Origin of the sequence: Streptomyces sp. Edi4, from assembly GCF_040253615.1 — a bacterium.
Classification (GTDB): Bacteria; Actinomycetota; Actinomycetes; order Streptomycetales; family Streptomycetaceae; genus Streptomyces.
On the sequence record NZ_JBEJGY010000004.1, the window covers coordinates 6,762,174 to 6,775,671 of the forward strand.

The 13,498-nt window shown below is 72.9% G+C and carries 9 protein-coding genes; 3 read left to right on the forward strand and 6 right to left on the reverse strand.

Annotation, left to right across the window (positions count from 1 at the left end; translation table 11 throughout):
* Nucleotides 1–4: 4 nt before the first annotated feature.
* The 4 genes from ccrA to ABR738_RS32480 form a co-directional block, all read right to left on the reverse strand.
* Nucleotides 5–1,342, reverse strand: coding sequence for a crotonyl-CoA carboxylase/reductase (gene ccrA, locus ABR738_RS32465; protein ID WP_350233498.1), 1,338 nt, complete (start codon nucleotides 1,340–1,342; stop codon nucleotides 5–7).
* A gap of 466 nt (nucleotides 1,343–1,808) precedes the next feature.
* Complete coding sequence (locus ABR738_RS32470; protein ID WP_350233499.1) at nucleotides 1,809–2,630, reverse strand: TetR family transcriptional regulator; 822 nt, start codon at nucleotides 2,628–2,630, stop codon at nucleotides 1,809–1,811.
* A gap of 73 nt (nucleotides 2,631–2,703) precedes the next feature.
* Nucleotides 2,704–4,485 (reverse strand): 3-hydroxyacyl-CoA dehydrogenase family protein, encoded by a 1,782-nt coding sequence (locus tag ABR738_RS32475; RefSeq protein ID WP_350233500.1) that lies wholly within the window; start codon nucleotides 4,483–4,485, stop codon nucleotides 2,704–2,706.
* Between the two features lie 427 nt (nucleotides 4,486–4,912).
* A complete protein-coding gene (locus tag ABR738_RS32480; protein ID WP_350233501.1) occupies nucleotides 4,913–7,978 on the reverse strand; it encodes a helix-turn-helix transcriptional regulator in 3,066 nt (1,021 codons plus the stop codon).
* A 106-nt stretch (nucleotides 7,979–8,084) separates the two neighbouring features.
* Between ABR738_RS32480 and ABR738_RS32485 the strand changes: the two genes are divergently transcribed.
* Entirely contained in the window at nucleotides 8,085–8,660 is a 576-nt protein-coding gene (locus tag ABR738_RS32485) for an adenylosuccinate lyase (protein WP_350233502.1), read from the forward strand.
* 41 nt (nucleotides 8,661–8,701) lie between these two features.
* On the opposite strand, the gene ABR738_RS32490 is transcribed toward ABR738_RS32485, so the two are convergent.
* Together ABR738_RS32490 and ABR738_RS32495 are read right to left on the reverse strand one after the other, a co-directional pair.
* Complete coding sequence (locus ABR738_RS32490) at nucleotides 8,702–9,103, reverse strand: RidA family protein (RefSeq protein ID WP_350233503.1); 402 nt, start codon at nucleotides 9,101–9,103, stop codon at nucleotides 8,702–8,704.
* Nucleotides 9,104–9,149: 46 nt separating this feature from the next.
* A complete protein-coding gene (locus ABR738_RS32495; RefSeq protein ID WP_350233504.1) occupies nucleotides 9,150–10,184 on the reverse strand; it encodes an Rv2578c family radical SAM protein in 1,035 nt (344 codons plus the stop codon).
* A 170-nt stretch (nucleotides 10,185–10,354) separates the two neighbouring features.
* Here ABR738_RS32495 and ABR738_RS32500 point away from each other — a divergent pair, with 170 nt between their 5' ends.
* Both ABR738_RS32500 and ABR738_RS32505 read left to right on the forward strand, forming a co-directional pair.
* Complete coding sequence (locus ABR738_RS32500; protein ID WP_350233505.1) at nucleotides 10,355–10,798, forward strand: SRPBCC family protein; 444 nt, start codon at nucleotides 10,355–10,357, stop codon at nucleotides 10,796–10,798.
* A gap of 201 nt (nucleotides 10,799–10,999) precedes the next feature.
* On the forward strand, nucleotides 11,000–13,429 hold the full coding sequence (locus tag ABR738_RS32505; protein WP_502964177.1) for an MFS transporter: 2,430 nt from the start codon (nucleotides 11,000–11,002) through the stop codon (nucleotides 13,427–13,429).
* Nucleotides 13,430–13,498: the final 69 nt, after the last annotated feature.

Here is a 13,498-nt window from a genome sequence, read left to right on the forward strand (position 1 = left end):
GGTCTCAGATGTTGCGGAAGCGGTTGATGGCGTCGAGGTGCTTCTCGCGCAGCTCGGGGTCGCTGACGCCAAGACCCTCGCGGGGCGCGAGCGCGAGCACGCCGACCTTGCCCTGGTGCAGGTTGCGGTGCACGTCATAGGCCGCCTGCCCGGTCTCCTCCAGGGAGTACACCTTGGAGAGCGTCGGGTGGATCTTGCCCTTGGCGATGAGGCGGTTGGCCTCCCACGCCTCGCGGTAGTTGGCGAAGTGCGAGCCGATGATGCGCTTGAGGGACATCCACAGGTAGCGGTTGTCGTATTCGTGCATGTAGCCCGAGGTGGAGGCGCAGGTGGTGATGGTGCCGCCCTTGCGCGTGACGTAGACGCTCGCGCCGAAGGTCTCGCGGCCCGGGTGCTCGAAGACGATGTCGATGTCCTCGCCGCCGGTGAACTCGCGGATGCGCTTGCCGAAGCGCTTCCACTCCTTGGGGTCCTGGGTCTGCTCGTCCTTCCAGAACTTGTAGCCCTCGGCGTTGCGGTCGATGACCGCCTCGGCGCCCATGGCGCGGCAGATGTCGGCCTTCTCGGGGCTGGAGACGACACAGATGGGGTTGGCGCCACCGGCGAGCGCGAACTGCGTGGCGTAGGAGCCGAGTCCGCCGCTCGCGCCCCAGATCAGGACGTTGTCGCCCTGCTTCATGCCGGCGCCGTTGCGGGAGACCAGCTGGCGGTACGCGGTCGAGTTGACCAGACCGGGCGCCGCCGCCTCCTCCCAGCTGAGGTGCTTGGGCTTGGGCATCAGCTGGTTGGACTTGACCAGCGCGATCTCGGCGAGGCCGCCGAAGTTGGTCTCGAAGCCCCAGATGCGCTGCTCGGGGTCGAGCATCGTGTCGTTGTGGCCGTCGGAGCTCTCCAGCTCGACCGACAGGCAGTGCGCGACGACCTGGTCGCCGGGCTGCCAGGCGTTGACGCCGGGGCCGGTGCGCAGCACGACACCCGCGAGGTCGGAGCCGATGATGTGGTACGGCAGGTCATGGCGCTTGGTGAGCTCGCTCAGCCTGCCGTAGCGCTCCAGGAAGCTGAACGTGGACACCGGCTCGAAGATCGAGGTCCAGACCGAGTTGTAGTTGACCGAGGAGGCCATGACGGCCACCAGGGCCTCACCCGGGCCGAGTTCGGGGATCGCCACCTCGTCCAGGTGGATCGACTTGCGGGGGTCCTTGTCGCGGGTGCTGAGCCCGGCGAACATCTCCGTCTCGTCCTTGTGCACGGTGATCGCGCGGTAGGAGTCGGGGAGCGGCAGAGCGGCGAAGTCGGCGGAGGTGGACTCCGGCGACTGGATCGCGTCCAGGATTTCCTTCACGGTGTTGCCTCCGGCGAAGCGCCCGACGGGGGGCGTTGAGGGTCTTCGGGGGTTGGTGCTGTGGAGGTGTGCCGTCGGTTCGGCGGTGTGGTGCGAGTACGGCAGCGCCTGGTGGGCGCGGGAGGGGTGCCTGTGACGCAGGCGTCCGGGTCATTCGCCGGGACGGCGGATGCGGGACACGGCCGGCGTACGAGGATGCTCCGTGCGCCGACCGCCCGGACAACATCAACGTATGGCACCCCGTGCCAACCCGCAAGACACTGCGTGCCAAGACTTTCTCTCAATTGCCGAGCGCCCCGCACGGATGAGCGATGATCGATCGTTGCAGGTCAGCGGGGTCGCCCGGCCGCAGGCGCGGAGCGGGGCCGGACATCGCTGAGTGGGGCCGGACATACGGGTGGCCGCATCCCTGCCGGAGGGATGCGGCCACCGATGGCACTGCGTGCCGCCCACGTCGTCGCGAGCGTCACCTCGTCCTGAGCGCCTGCTTGATGCTCTGCATGATCTCTTCGAGCGGCGCGTCCGTGCGGGCGACCGCGACCAGCACCTCGTCGCCGGCCGACACGGTGGCGGCGGGCTTCGGCCTGGCCGTGCGGCCCGCTCCTATGCCGGACCCGAACGTCTCGCGCACGATGGCGAAGGCGTGGTCGAGCTGGGCCTCCACATCGCCCTGGCCCCCGGCCCGCAGCCAGCGGCGCAGCACGTGGTTGTGCGCGGTGACCACGGCCGAGGCGGCGACCTCCGCGAGCAGCGGGTCGTCGTTGCCCGGCTGGTGGTCGTGCTCGTCGAAGTGCCCGAGCAGATAGCGGGTGAAAAGGCGCTCGTAGCGGGCGACCGAGGCGATCTCCGCCTCGCGCAGCGTCGGCACCTCGCGGGTCAGCTTGTAGCGGGCCACCGACACCGCGGGCGAGCCCGCGTACATCTTCATGACCTCCTTGATGCCCCGGCACACCGTGTCGAGCGGATGCTCGTGCGGGGGCGCGGCGTTCAGGACCGCCTCCGCCCGTACCAGGGTGTCGTCGTGGTCGGGGAAGATCGCCTCTTCCTTGGAGCGGAAGTGACGGAAGAAGGTCCGCCGGGCGACGCCGGCCCGCGCCGCGATCTCGTCGACGGTGGTGGCCTCGTACCCCTTCGCGGAGAACAGGTCCATGGCCGCGGCCGCGAGCTCCCGGCGCATTTTGAGCCGCTGGGCGGCGGCCCGGCTGCCCGCGGCGCTCTCCGGGGCGTCGGGCACGGCGTTCGTACGGGAGGACCTGACTGGCTGGGGCATGGACCGAACGTACTGCATGGGCGCGGCAGGCCGCGCCCACGGGGGCGAGCTGTCAGGAGGCCGCAACAGCCCGCCCCACCCCGTGTCCGGCTCAGCGCCGGGCATACTCGCGGAATCCGCGGCCCGTCTTGCGGCCGAGGCACCCGGCCGCCACGAGGTGTTCGAGCAGCGGCGCCGGGGCCAGGCCCGGGTCGCGGAACTCGGCGTGCAGCACCTTCTCGATGGCGAGCGAGACATCGAGGCCCACCACGTCCAGCAGTTCGAACGGGCCCATCGGGTAGCCGCCGCCCAGCTTCATCGCGGCGTCGATGTCATCCAGGGTCGCGTAGTGCTCCTGGACCATCTTGACGGCGTTGTTGAGGTACGGGAAGAGCAGCGCGTTGACGATGAACCCGGCGCGGTCGCCGCAGTCCACCGGGTGCTTGCGGATCTTCGCGGTGACCTCGCGGACGGTGGCGTGCACCTCGTCGGAGGTGAGCACGGTGCGGACCACCTCGACCAGTTTCATCGCCGGGGCGGGGTTGAAGAAGTGCATCCCGATGACGTCCTGCGGGCGCGAGGTGGCGCGGGCGCAGGCGACGACGGGCAGCGAGGAGGTGGTCGTGGCAAGGACCGCACCCGGCTTGCAGATCTTGTCCAGCGTCGCGAAGAGCTGCTGCTTGACGGCCAGGTCCTCCGCGACCGCCTCCACCGCGAGATCCACGTCGGCGAAGGATTCCAGCGCGCCCGCCGCCGAGATCCGGTTCAGGGTCTCCTCGCGCGCCCCGGCGCTCATGCGGCCCTTGTCGACGGAGCGCGAAAGCGACGTGGCGACCCGGGACTTGGCCCCCTCGGCCTTCTCCAGGCTGCGCGCCGCGAGCACCACCTGGTAGCCGGCCTTGGCGAAGACTTCCGCGATGCCGGACGCCATCGTGCCCGAACCGGCCACGCCGACCGAACGGATCTCGCGGCTTCCGCCCGCGCCCGCGATGGCGCGCGGCGTCTGCGCGTCGGCCACCACGACCGAACTGCCCTCGCCCTCGTACGTGTAGAAGCCGCGCCCCTTCTTGCGGCCGGTCAGGCCGGCCTCGGCGAGCTGGCCGAGGATGGGCGCAGGGGCGTGCAGACGGTCGTGCGAGGCGGAGTACATCGCCTCGAGGACGGTGCGGGCGGTGTCGATGCCGATCAGGTCGAGCAGTTCGAGCGGGCCCATCGGAAGCCCGCAGCCCAGCTTCATCGCGGCGTCGATGTCCTCGCGCGAGGCGTACTTGGACTCGTACATCGCGGCGGCCTGGTTGAGGTAGCCGAAGAGCAGGCCGTCCGCGACGAACCCCGGCCGGTCGCCGACCGCGACGGGCTCTTTGCCGAGGTCGAGGGCGAGCGCGGTGACCGCGTCCACGGCCGGGGGAGCGGTGAGCACGGAGGAGACGATCTCGACCAGCTTCATGGCGGGCGCCGGGTTGAAGAAGTGCAGGCCGAGCACGCGCTCGGGGTGCGCGGAGTCGGCGGCGAGCCGGGTCACCGAGAGCGCGTTGGTGCCGGTCGCCAAGATGGTGGTGGGCGCGACGATGGAGTCGAGCGCCTGGAAGACCTGGTGCTTGAGCTCGTAGGACTCCGGCACGACCTCGATGACGAGATCGGCCTCGGCCGCGGCCTGGAGGTCGGTGAACGTACGGAAGCGGGCGAGGATGTCGCCACGCTCCTGCGGGGTGATCCGCTCGCGGGACACCGCGCGGGCCGTGGAGGCCTCGAGGCAGGACACGGCCTGGCGGGCGGCGTGCTCGCTGATGTCGATGCCGATGACCTCGCGCCCGGCGCGGGCCAGGACCTCGGCGATGCCGGTGCCCATCGTGCCGAGGCCGACCACGGCGACAGTGTTCAGGGGGATGTCCATCACGGGACTCCAGGGATGAGTGACGACTGAGAGAGGGCGCACGCGACCAGCGGCAGAAGGGCGCTCGGATACGCCGACGGGCGCACGGCGTGCGGGAGTCGAGCCGGGGAGCGTCGTGCTGAGCCGTGGTGCGTCGTAGTGCAAAGGGGGCCGACGGCCCTGTCCCGGGGCACGTCGTACAGAACTGCCGAACCGACGATCACTCGCGGTGGCTGCGTCACCAGGCCACCGGAGTCGCGGGGGTTACCCGCTCACCTGAGATTAACCGGCGAGTAACGAGCGCGCCAGACCTCCGCCCCGCTGAGTCTTTGTGACGTGGGTCGCGTGCGGGCTGGGGGTTGTGGCTGGGGCGGTGTGTGCGGCGGGGCGGGTGGATGGGAGTGGGGAGTGCGGTGGGTCCGGCTCTCGGGGACGGTGCGTGCGGGTGTCAGCCGAGCGGCGCGTCCAGGGCCGTGGCGAGCTGGTCGCGTGAGGCGAGCGCCAGCTTCGTCAGGACGCGGTCCACGTGCGCGGCCACCGCGCGCGGTGACAGGAAGAGCTCCGCACCCACCTCGCGGTCGGTCAGACCCTGCCCGGCGAGGCGCGCGATGTGCGCTTCCAGGGGCGACAGCGCCCGCGCCGCCGCGAGGTGGGGACGGCTGGCCGCAGCACTGTCCGGCGTCACCGTCCGCCCGCCCGCGAGCGCCAACTCCTCGCGGGCCGCCGCCGACCAGGGCCGCGCCCCGATCCGGTCGAAGGCGACCCGCGCGGAGCGCAGCAGCGGACGTGCCTCGGCGCTACGGTGCCGGCGGGCGAGCCAGCCGCCGTACGCGAGCTCGGCGCGGGCCCGTGGCCAGGGCCAGCGGGCCAGATTCTCGCCAAGCGCCCGCCGGAACAGGGTCTCCGCCTCGACGTCGTCGGCCAGGACCGCCGCCGCGTACCGCAGGTGGACGCGCACCAGCGGCGCCGGGGACCGGGCGGTGCGCCGCGCGAGGGACGCGAGCACCCGCGCCGCGTCACCGCGTCGCGCCGCGCGTACGGCCGCGTCGGCGAGGAAGCCGATCGCGCCCAGCCTCTCCAGGCACACCGCGCCGCCGTCCGGCTCCGGGCTCTGCGAATCCGGGCCCCCCTCCCCGGCGAGCGGGCCGCGATCGCAATCGGGGCCCTCGCAATCAAGGTCCTCGTCTTCGGGGAACAGGCCGCGCAGCACGTCGTACGCATCGCCGTGGCGCCCGGCCGCGCACGCGGCGATGCCACGGGCCAGGCCCACCCGCACCGCCAGACCCGCGTCCCGGACCGAGCAGGCGCCCTCGGCGCGACCCGCCAGACGCAGGGCCGCCCGGCCGTCACCGCGCAGGGCCGAGGCCAGGGCGTCGTCCACCAGCGTGCCCGCCGTATCCGCCGGCTGCCCCGTCTCGACCGCGATCCGGCGGACCTCGTCGGCGGCCTGGGCGGCCCGGTGCCAGTCGCCCACGTCGAGCCGGGCCCGTACCTGCGTGGCGAGCACGGGCGGCAGCAGGTCCAGACGCCCCCGCGCGCGCAGCCCGCTCTCCGCGCGGTCGAGGAAGTCGCCCGCCGCCACCGGATCACCCACCGCGTGGGCGGCCGAGCCGAGCAGACACAGCCGCTCGGCATCGGTGACGTTCCTCGTCAAGGCGGATCGGGTCCCTCCCAACTGCCCCAGTACGTACGCTGCTTGACGCACCGGCTGGGCCAGCGCGAGCGTGGCGGTCAGCCGGGGTTCGCACGCCGGTCCCCGCAGGGACGTGGCGAGGGCGACGAGGCGTTCTCGCACCGGCGCGTCGGCCTCCGCGCGCCGGCAGCGCAGCGCGGCGGCGAGCAGCAGATCAAACGCCAGCGACAAGTCCTGGTCCGCCGTCGAGAGGTCTCCGTCCGCCAGCGGGAAGTCCCGGGCGCACGCGACGCGTTCGGCCATCGCGCACAAACGCAGGACGGTGTCGTCGTCTCGTGTGCCGTCCGGCGTGCGCCCCGGGGGACGCGCGGTCCTGGCCCGATCGTCCCTCTCCGGGCCGGGCCCGGTCCGGCCGCACCGGCGCGGGGACGTAGCGGCGTCGCCTTCCCCGTGCTCCCGCGCCCGTTCCCCCAGCCACGCCGCCCAGGCCTGCTCGCGCTCGTCCAGGGTGGTCGCGGTCAGGGCGGAGAGCGGGCGGTGTACGAGGTCGGGGCGGGAGGCGCGGGCGCTGTGGTCGGCGGCCAGGAGCAGTCGGCGGTCGCGGCGCGCCGGGGACGATGTGAGCCGTGCGGCCTGCTCCAGCGTCCGGACCGTGAGGGCGGCCGAGCCCCGGTCGAGCGGGATTTGGTGGGCGGCCGCGAGCTCGTCCGCCACGGCGTCGTCGAACCCCTCCACCGCCAGCGCGCGGTGCCAACTCGCGCGGTAGGGATCGGCGGCGAAGACACCGGCGAGCGCCGCGTGCGCCGCCCGCCGCCGCGGCCGGGGCTCGGCGCGGAACGTGCCCGCGCGCGCCGCCGTGTGGCGGAGGCGGACCCGGTCCTCCTCGACGCGCAGCAGACCGGCGTCCACCGCGCGGCCCAGATCACCGGCGGACACCGGGACGCCACCGCCGAGCGCGGAGGCGGCGGCCAGGACCTCCAGGACCCGCCCGACGCCCGCGACGGCCGCCACCAGCACCACGTCCCGCGCGGGCGGCGAAAGCCCCTCCAGACGTGCGGCGAACACCTGCTCAAGGCGCTCAGGCAGGGGTGTCGGGGAGTCCCACCACTGCTGGTCGCCGTGCTCAATTCCGCGATAGGAGCTGGGCAGTTCGGCCAAAGCAAGGAGGTTTCCCCCGGCCGCCGCGAGCACGCGCCGGCGCTGGGCGGGCGTGAGGCCGGTGGCCGTGACCGCGAGGATTTCACGGGCCGCCGCCGGGCCGAGCGCTGTGAGGTCAAGGCGCTCAGGACCGGCCGGGGGCGGCCGCTCGCCGGGACCGCTCCTGGCCGTCGCGCACAGCAGGACGGGATCGTCACCCACGCGCCGGGCGAGAAAGCCGAACGCCTCGAAGCTGGGCTCGTCGAGCCAGGTGAGATCGTCGATGGCGGCGAACACCGGCCGGCCCACCGCGCACTCGCTCAACAGGTGCAGCGCGGCGAGCGCCACGAGGTGGGGTCCCGGCGCGGGCCCCGCCGGCTCGCCGAACGCGGTGAGCAGCGCGGTGCGCTGAGCCACGGGCAGCGCGCCCGCCGCACCCATCAGCGGGCGCAGCAGCTCACGCAGTGCGGCGTAGGGAGGGGACGCAGGGCACGGCGTGCCCGATGTGGCCAGAACCAGCAGGCCCGCGTCGGCGGCGAACCCGCGTGCCGCGCGCAGCAGGGTCGACTTGCCGCTGCCGGGCGCCCCCCGGATGACGAGCGCGCCCCCGCCGGGCGAGGTGCGCGAGGGGGCGGGCCCCACCGAGCGGATCCGCGCGGCGAGCGCCGCGAGCTCGGCCCGGCGGCCCGGTAACCAGGGACGCGCGGGCCCATCGCCCAGTGCCGGACTGCCGATGGCCTCCATGGGGCTGCTCCTCGCGTGGGGTCCTTGCCCGTGGCATGTCCCGGTGTGTGCCGGGATCCGATCATCCTTGGGTCCCCAACGGCCTTACGCCACTAGGCTTTTGGACATGGACGAGGAGTTCCGTTCCCTCGTGGACCGGGTGCGCGGCGAGAGCGGCGGGTCGGCGGCGTACGAACGGCTGCTCGCCGCCGTAGATCCCGATGAGCTCGCCGCCGTGCTCACCGAGCGTGAACGCCCGCTCTGGGCACGGGAATTGGCAGCCTTCCGGCTGGGGGTCGCGGGGGACCGGCGGGCCTTCGAGGCGCTGGTCCTGCTGCTCAACCACCGCGACCCCGAGCGGTGCGTGAGCGCCGCCCACGCCCTCGCGCGCCTGGGCGACCCCCGCACGGCGCGCGCGGCGGCGGCGCTGGCCACCAACGAACTGCGCACGGCCTACGCCCTGCATCCGGTGCGGCTGCTCACCGCGCTGCGCGCCCCCGAGTCCGTACCGGCCCTGATCAAGACTCTGCGGCCGCTGCTCTCGCCGCAGGGCCCCTACGGCCGGGTGGCCGTGGCCTGCATCGAGGGCCTGGGCGAGCTCGGTGACCGGCGGGCCGTCGAGATCCTGACCGAGGCCCTGGCCCACCCCCGCCTCGCCCGTCAGGCGGCGTGGGCCCTGCGCCGCATCGAAGCCGGCCGGTGAGGCGAGCGGGGGCCCGGACGACGCCACTTCGAAGACACGATCTAGGCGGGCGCGGTGACCGCGAACGCCTCGATCTCCACGAGCAGTTCGGGCCGGACCAGGGCGCCGACCTGGACGGCCGAGCTCGCGGGCAGCCGCTCGTGGCCCATGGCGGCCTCGCGCGCCGCGCGGACCGCCGGCATGTGGGCCATGTCCGTGACGAAGTACGTCAGCTTCACCACGTCGTCGAACGTGGCGCCCGCCGCGGCCAGGGCGCGGCGCAGGTTCTCGAAGACCCGCTCGGCCTGGGCCCGGGCGTCGCCCGCGCCGACCACGTCGCCCTCCTCGTCCAGAGCGCACTGCCCCGATATCGCGACGAACCGTCCCGTCCCCCAGACCACATGGCTGTAGGCGGGGCTGGGCGCGAGGCCTTCGGGGGCGGGGACATGGGTCAATGAGGTCATGCGCCCATCCTCGCGCACGCCACTGACAGCGCGCCGTCGGGGCGGTTCAGAGCAGGGTGAGCTGGGTCGGCTCCGGCTCGCTCGGCGCGGCGGCCGGGATGCGCCGGGCCGCTCCGCGACGGGCGGGTCCGATGCCGAACTCGGTGGCCAGCTCGTGCACTTGGCCGGTGATCCGGCGCTGGTACCACTTGGGCGCGTACGCCCCTTCCGCGTACAGCCGCTCGTAACGGCGCACCAGATGCGGATGGTGCTGCCCGAGCCAGGCCATGAACCACTCGCGGGCGCCGGGCCGCAGATGGAGCGTCAGCGGGGTCACCGAGGTGGCGCCCGACGCGGCGATCGCGCGGACCGTGGCACGCAGCTGGTCGGGGTGGTCGCCGAGGAAGGGGATCACGGGGGCCATCAGGACCGAGCACCCGACGCCGTGCTCGGTCAGCGTCCGTACGACGTCGAGGCGGCGCTCCGGCGCGGGCGTGCCCGGCTCGACGGTGCGCCACAGCTCCTGGTCGAGGAAGCCGACGGACACCGAGGCGCCGACATCCGTCACAGCGGCGGCCTGCTTCAGGAGCTCCAGGTCCCGCAGGATGAGCGTGCCCTTGGTGAGGATGGAGAACGGGTTCGCGTGATCGCGCAGGGCCGCGATGATGCCCGGCATCAGGCGGTAACGGCCCTCGGCGCGCTGGTAGCAGTCGACATTGGTGCCCATCGCGATGTGCGCCCCCTGCCAGCGGCGCGAGGAGAGGTGGGAGCGCAGCAGCTCCGGCGCGTTGACCTTCACCACGATCTGGGAGTCGAAACCGAGGCCGGTGTCCAGGTCCAGATAGCTGTGCGTCTTGCGGGCGAAGCAGTACACGCACGCGTGCGAACAGCCCCGGTAGGGGTTGACGGTCCACTCGAACGGCATGCGGGAGGCACCCGGCACCCGGTTGACGATCGAGCGTGCCCGGATCTCGTGGAAGGTGATCCCCCGGAACTCGGGGGTGTCGAACGTTCGGGTCGTCACCGCGTCGGCGGCGAACAGCGCGGCCGTACCCGCCCGGGCCGCCGGGGCGTCGTCATCGGCGAGATTCTCCCAGCGCATGAACGCCTCCTCGGGTCGCACGGGTCTGTTCGGTCACTCCTACCCCTGAATAGAACACATGTTCCCTTCTTGATCGCAACCCGGATTGTGACGGCCGAGCGCGAGGTGGTTGGCTTGGCCCACCCCGAAATCCCCGGAGACCCCGGAAACCCACTGCTGGAGGAAGCGCCATGGCACAGGTCGAAGCCACGACGGAACGGATCATCGCGGCGGATCCGGAGACCGTGTTCGACACGCTCGCCGACTACCGGGCCGGCCGCCCGGCACTCCTGACGGAGCACTTCAGCGAGTACGAGGTCCGCGAGGGCGGCGACGGCGCGGGCACCCTGGTCCACTGGAAGCTCCAGGCCACCAGCAAGCGGGTGCGCGACTGCCTCCTGGAGGTCACCGAGCCGACCGACGGGCAGCTCGTCGAGAAGGACCGCAACTCCTCCATGGTCACCACCTGGACGGTCACGCCGGCCGGCGAGGGCCGCTCCAAGGCCGTCGTCTCCACCGTGTGGAACGGTGCTTCGGGCATCGGCGGGTTCTTCGAAAGGACCTTCGCGCCCAAGGGACTTGGCCGCATCTACGACGCGATGCTCGCCAACCTCGCCGCCAAGACCGAGAAGTAGCCCCGGGAGGCCCCGGGCGCCCCCCTCCGCGCGGTCACCGGTTCGGGTGGACTTCCCGTCCACCACGGTTGTGCGCCGTAGGGGCTCCCGCCAGCGCATAAGCGCCCGGCGCACGCCCGGCGCCCTCCCTCACTCCGCTTGCCCCGGTTGTCGCGTAATGCGAGAAATGGTCGGCGCAGGGCGTGACGAGGGGAGAGTTTCGTGGGCGGGATCACTCTGGTGAAGGACGGGCGGGCCACCGGGCCCGCCGCGGCCCCGGCGGTGGCGGCGGTGCCTTCAGGGGAGGAACGCGCCGCGCCCCAGAAGCAGTTGGACCCCCGCCGGGTGCGGATGGTCTTCCTGGGCCTGATGCTCACGCTGCTGCTCGCGGCGCTCGACCAGATGATCGTCGCGACCGCGCTGCCCAAGATCGTCGGCGATCTGCGCGGCCTGGACAAGGTCTCCTGGGCCGTCACCGCCTATCTGCTCGCCTCGACCATCGGGCTGCCCATCTACGGCAAGCTCGGCGACCTCTTCGGTCGTAAACCCGTCTTCCAGTTCGCGATCGTCGTCTTCGTCATCGGCTCCGCGCTGGCGGGCTGGTCGCGCACGATGGACCAGCTCATCGCCTTCCGCGCCCTGCAAGGCGTCGGCGGCGGCGGCCTCATGATCGGCGTGCAGGCGATCATCGCGGACATCGTGCCGCCCCGCGAGCGCGGCCGCTTCATGGGCCTGATCGGCGCCGTCTTCGGGCTGGCCTCGGTCGCGGGCCCCCTGCTCGGCGGGTTCTTCACCGACCACACCTCCTGGCGCTGGTGCTTCTACATCAACGTGCCCTTCGGCCTGGTCACCCTCGCCGTCGTCACCGCCGTGCTCCGACTGCCGAGGCCCGCCGTGCGCCCCCGCCTCGACCTGCTCGGCATGCTGCTGCTCGCCGCCGCCTCCACCTGTCTGGTCCTGCTGACCAGTTGGGGCGGGACCGAGTACGCCTGGGGTTCGCGCACCATCCTGGGGCTCGCCGCCGGCGCCGCCGGAACGACCCTGCTGTTCCTGGTCGTCGAGAACCACGCGGCCGAACCGGTCATCCCCCTGCGGCTCTTCCGCGACCCCGTCTTCACCGTCTCCGGCCTCGTCGGCGCCGTCATCGGCGTCGCCCTCTTCGGCGCCGCCAGCTATCTGCCGACGTTCCTGCAAATGGTCGACGGCGTCAGCGCCACCGCGTCCGGACTGCTCGTGCTGCCCATGATGGGCGGCATCGTCATCGCCTCCGTCATCGCGGGCCAGCTCATCAGCCGAACCGGGCGCTACAAGCCCTACCCGATCATCGGGGGAGCCGTCTCCGCCGTCGGCATGTGGCTGCTCTCCCGGCTCGGCACCGACACCCCCCGGCTCGACTACAGCATCTGGATGGCCGTGCTCGGCGCGGGCATCGGCCTGGTCATGCCGGTCCTCATCGTCGCCGTGCAGAACGCCGCCGACCCCGCCGACCTCGGCACCGCCACCAGCGCCAACAACTACTTCCGGCAGATCGGCGGCAGCGTCGGCGCCGCCGTCTTCGGCACCCTGTTCACCAACCGCCTCGCCCACGCGCTCGCCGAGCGGCTGCCGGCCTCGGCGCGCCTTCCCGACCCCGAGTCGATCACCCCGCAGCTGGTGCGCGCCATGCCGCCCGCGCTGCGCGACGGCTACATCCAGGCCTACGCCGACGCCATGCCGCGGATCTTCCTCTACCTCGTGCCGGTGCTCGTGCTCGGCTTCGTCCTCGCCTTCTTCCTCAAGGAGAAACCGCTGGTGTCCCAGAACGCCCCCACCGCCGAGACGCTTCCCCCGGCCGCCATCGCCGAGACCGCGCCCCTGCCGCACGCGCGAACCGCCCCCACCTCCCCTTTCTCCAGTGGCGTTCCGGTCTGCGGCACCGTCCAGCACCACGACGGTTCCACCGTGCCGCGCGCCGCCCTCACCCTCGTCGACGTACGCGGCCAACAGGTCGGGCGCGGCGCGAGCGGCGCGGACGGACGGTACGCGCTGAGCGTGCCGGGCGCCGGGTCCTACGTCCTGATCGCCGCCGCCGGCGGTCACCAGCCGCAGGCCGTCGCCGTGACCGTCGGGGAACGCCCCGTCGACCTCGACGTGGTGCTCGGCGGCGCGGGCCGCCTCGCAGGTGCCGTCGTCACCGCCGACGGCACGCCCGTGCGGGACGCCGCCGTCACCCTCACCGACGTACGCGGCGAGGTGGTGGCCGCCACCCGCAGCGGGCGCGAGGGGGGCTATGTGATCACGGAGCTGGTGGCGGGGGAGTACACCCTGGCCGCCAGCGCCCCCGCCTTCCGGCCCGCCGCGCTCCCGGTCAGCGTGCAGGCCTCGCGCGAGACCCGCCAGGACATCGAGCTGGCCGGCGGCGCGGTGCTGCGCGGCACGGTCCGCGCGGGCGGCGGACGCCCCGTCGAGGACGCCCGGGTCACCCTGCTCGACGCCGCGGGCAACGTCGTGGACACCCTCACCACCGGCCCCGACGGCACCTTCAGATTCGTCGACCTGTCCTCCGGCGAGTACACGGTCATCGCGGCCGGGTATCCGCCGGTGGCCACCGTCCTCCAGGTCGCCGGCGGCGGCCGCACCGAGCGCGACCTCCAACTGGGCCACGAGGACTGACCTCGACTGAACCACTGGGACTGGCCTCAACCGGACCACGGAGGCTGACCTTTGGTCAATGCGTCCGGC

Coding starts and splice junctions, on each gene's coding strand:
- ABR738_RS32485 (WP_350233502.1), top strand. CDS start 8,085: ATGGACGAGGAGTTCCGTTCCCTCGTGGACCGGGTGCGCGGCGAGAGC.
- ABR738_RS32490 (WP_350233503.1), bottom strand. CDS start 9,103: ATGACCTCATTGACCCATGTCCCCGCCCCCGAAGGCCTCGCGCCCAGC.
- ABR738_RS32500 (WP_350233505.1), top strand. CDS start 10,355: ATGGCACAGGTCGAAGCCACGACGGAACGGATCATCGCGGCGGATCCG.
- ABR738_RS32480 (WP_350233501.1), bottom strand. CDS start 7,978: ATGGAGGCCATCGGCAGTCCGGCACTGGGCGATGGGCCCGCGCGTCCC.
- ABR738_RS32475 (WP_350233500.1), bottom strand. CDS start 4,485: ATGGACATCCCCCTGAACACTGTCGCCGTGGTCGGCCTCGGCACGATG.
- ABR738_RS32495 (WP_350233504.1), bottom strand. CDS start 10,184: ATGCGCTGGGAGAATCTCGCCGATGACGACGCCCCGGCGGCCCGGGCG.
- ABR738_RS32470 (WP_350233499.1), bottom strand. CDS start 2,630: ATGCAGTACGTTCGGTCCATGCCCCAGCCAGTCAGGTCCTCCCGTACG.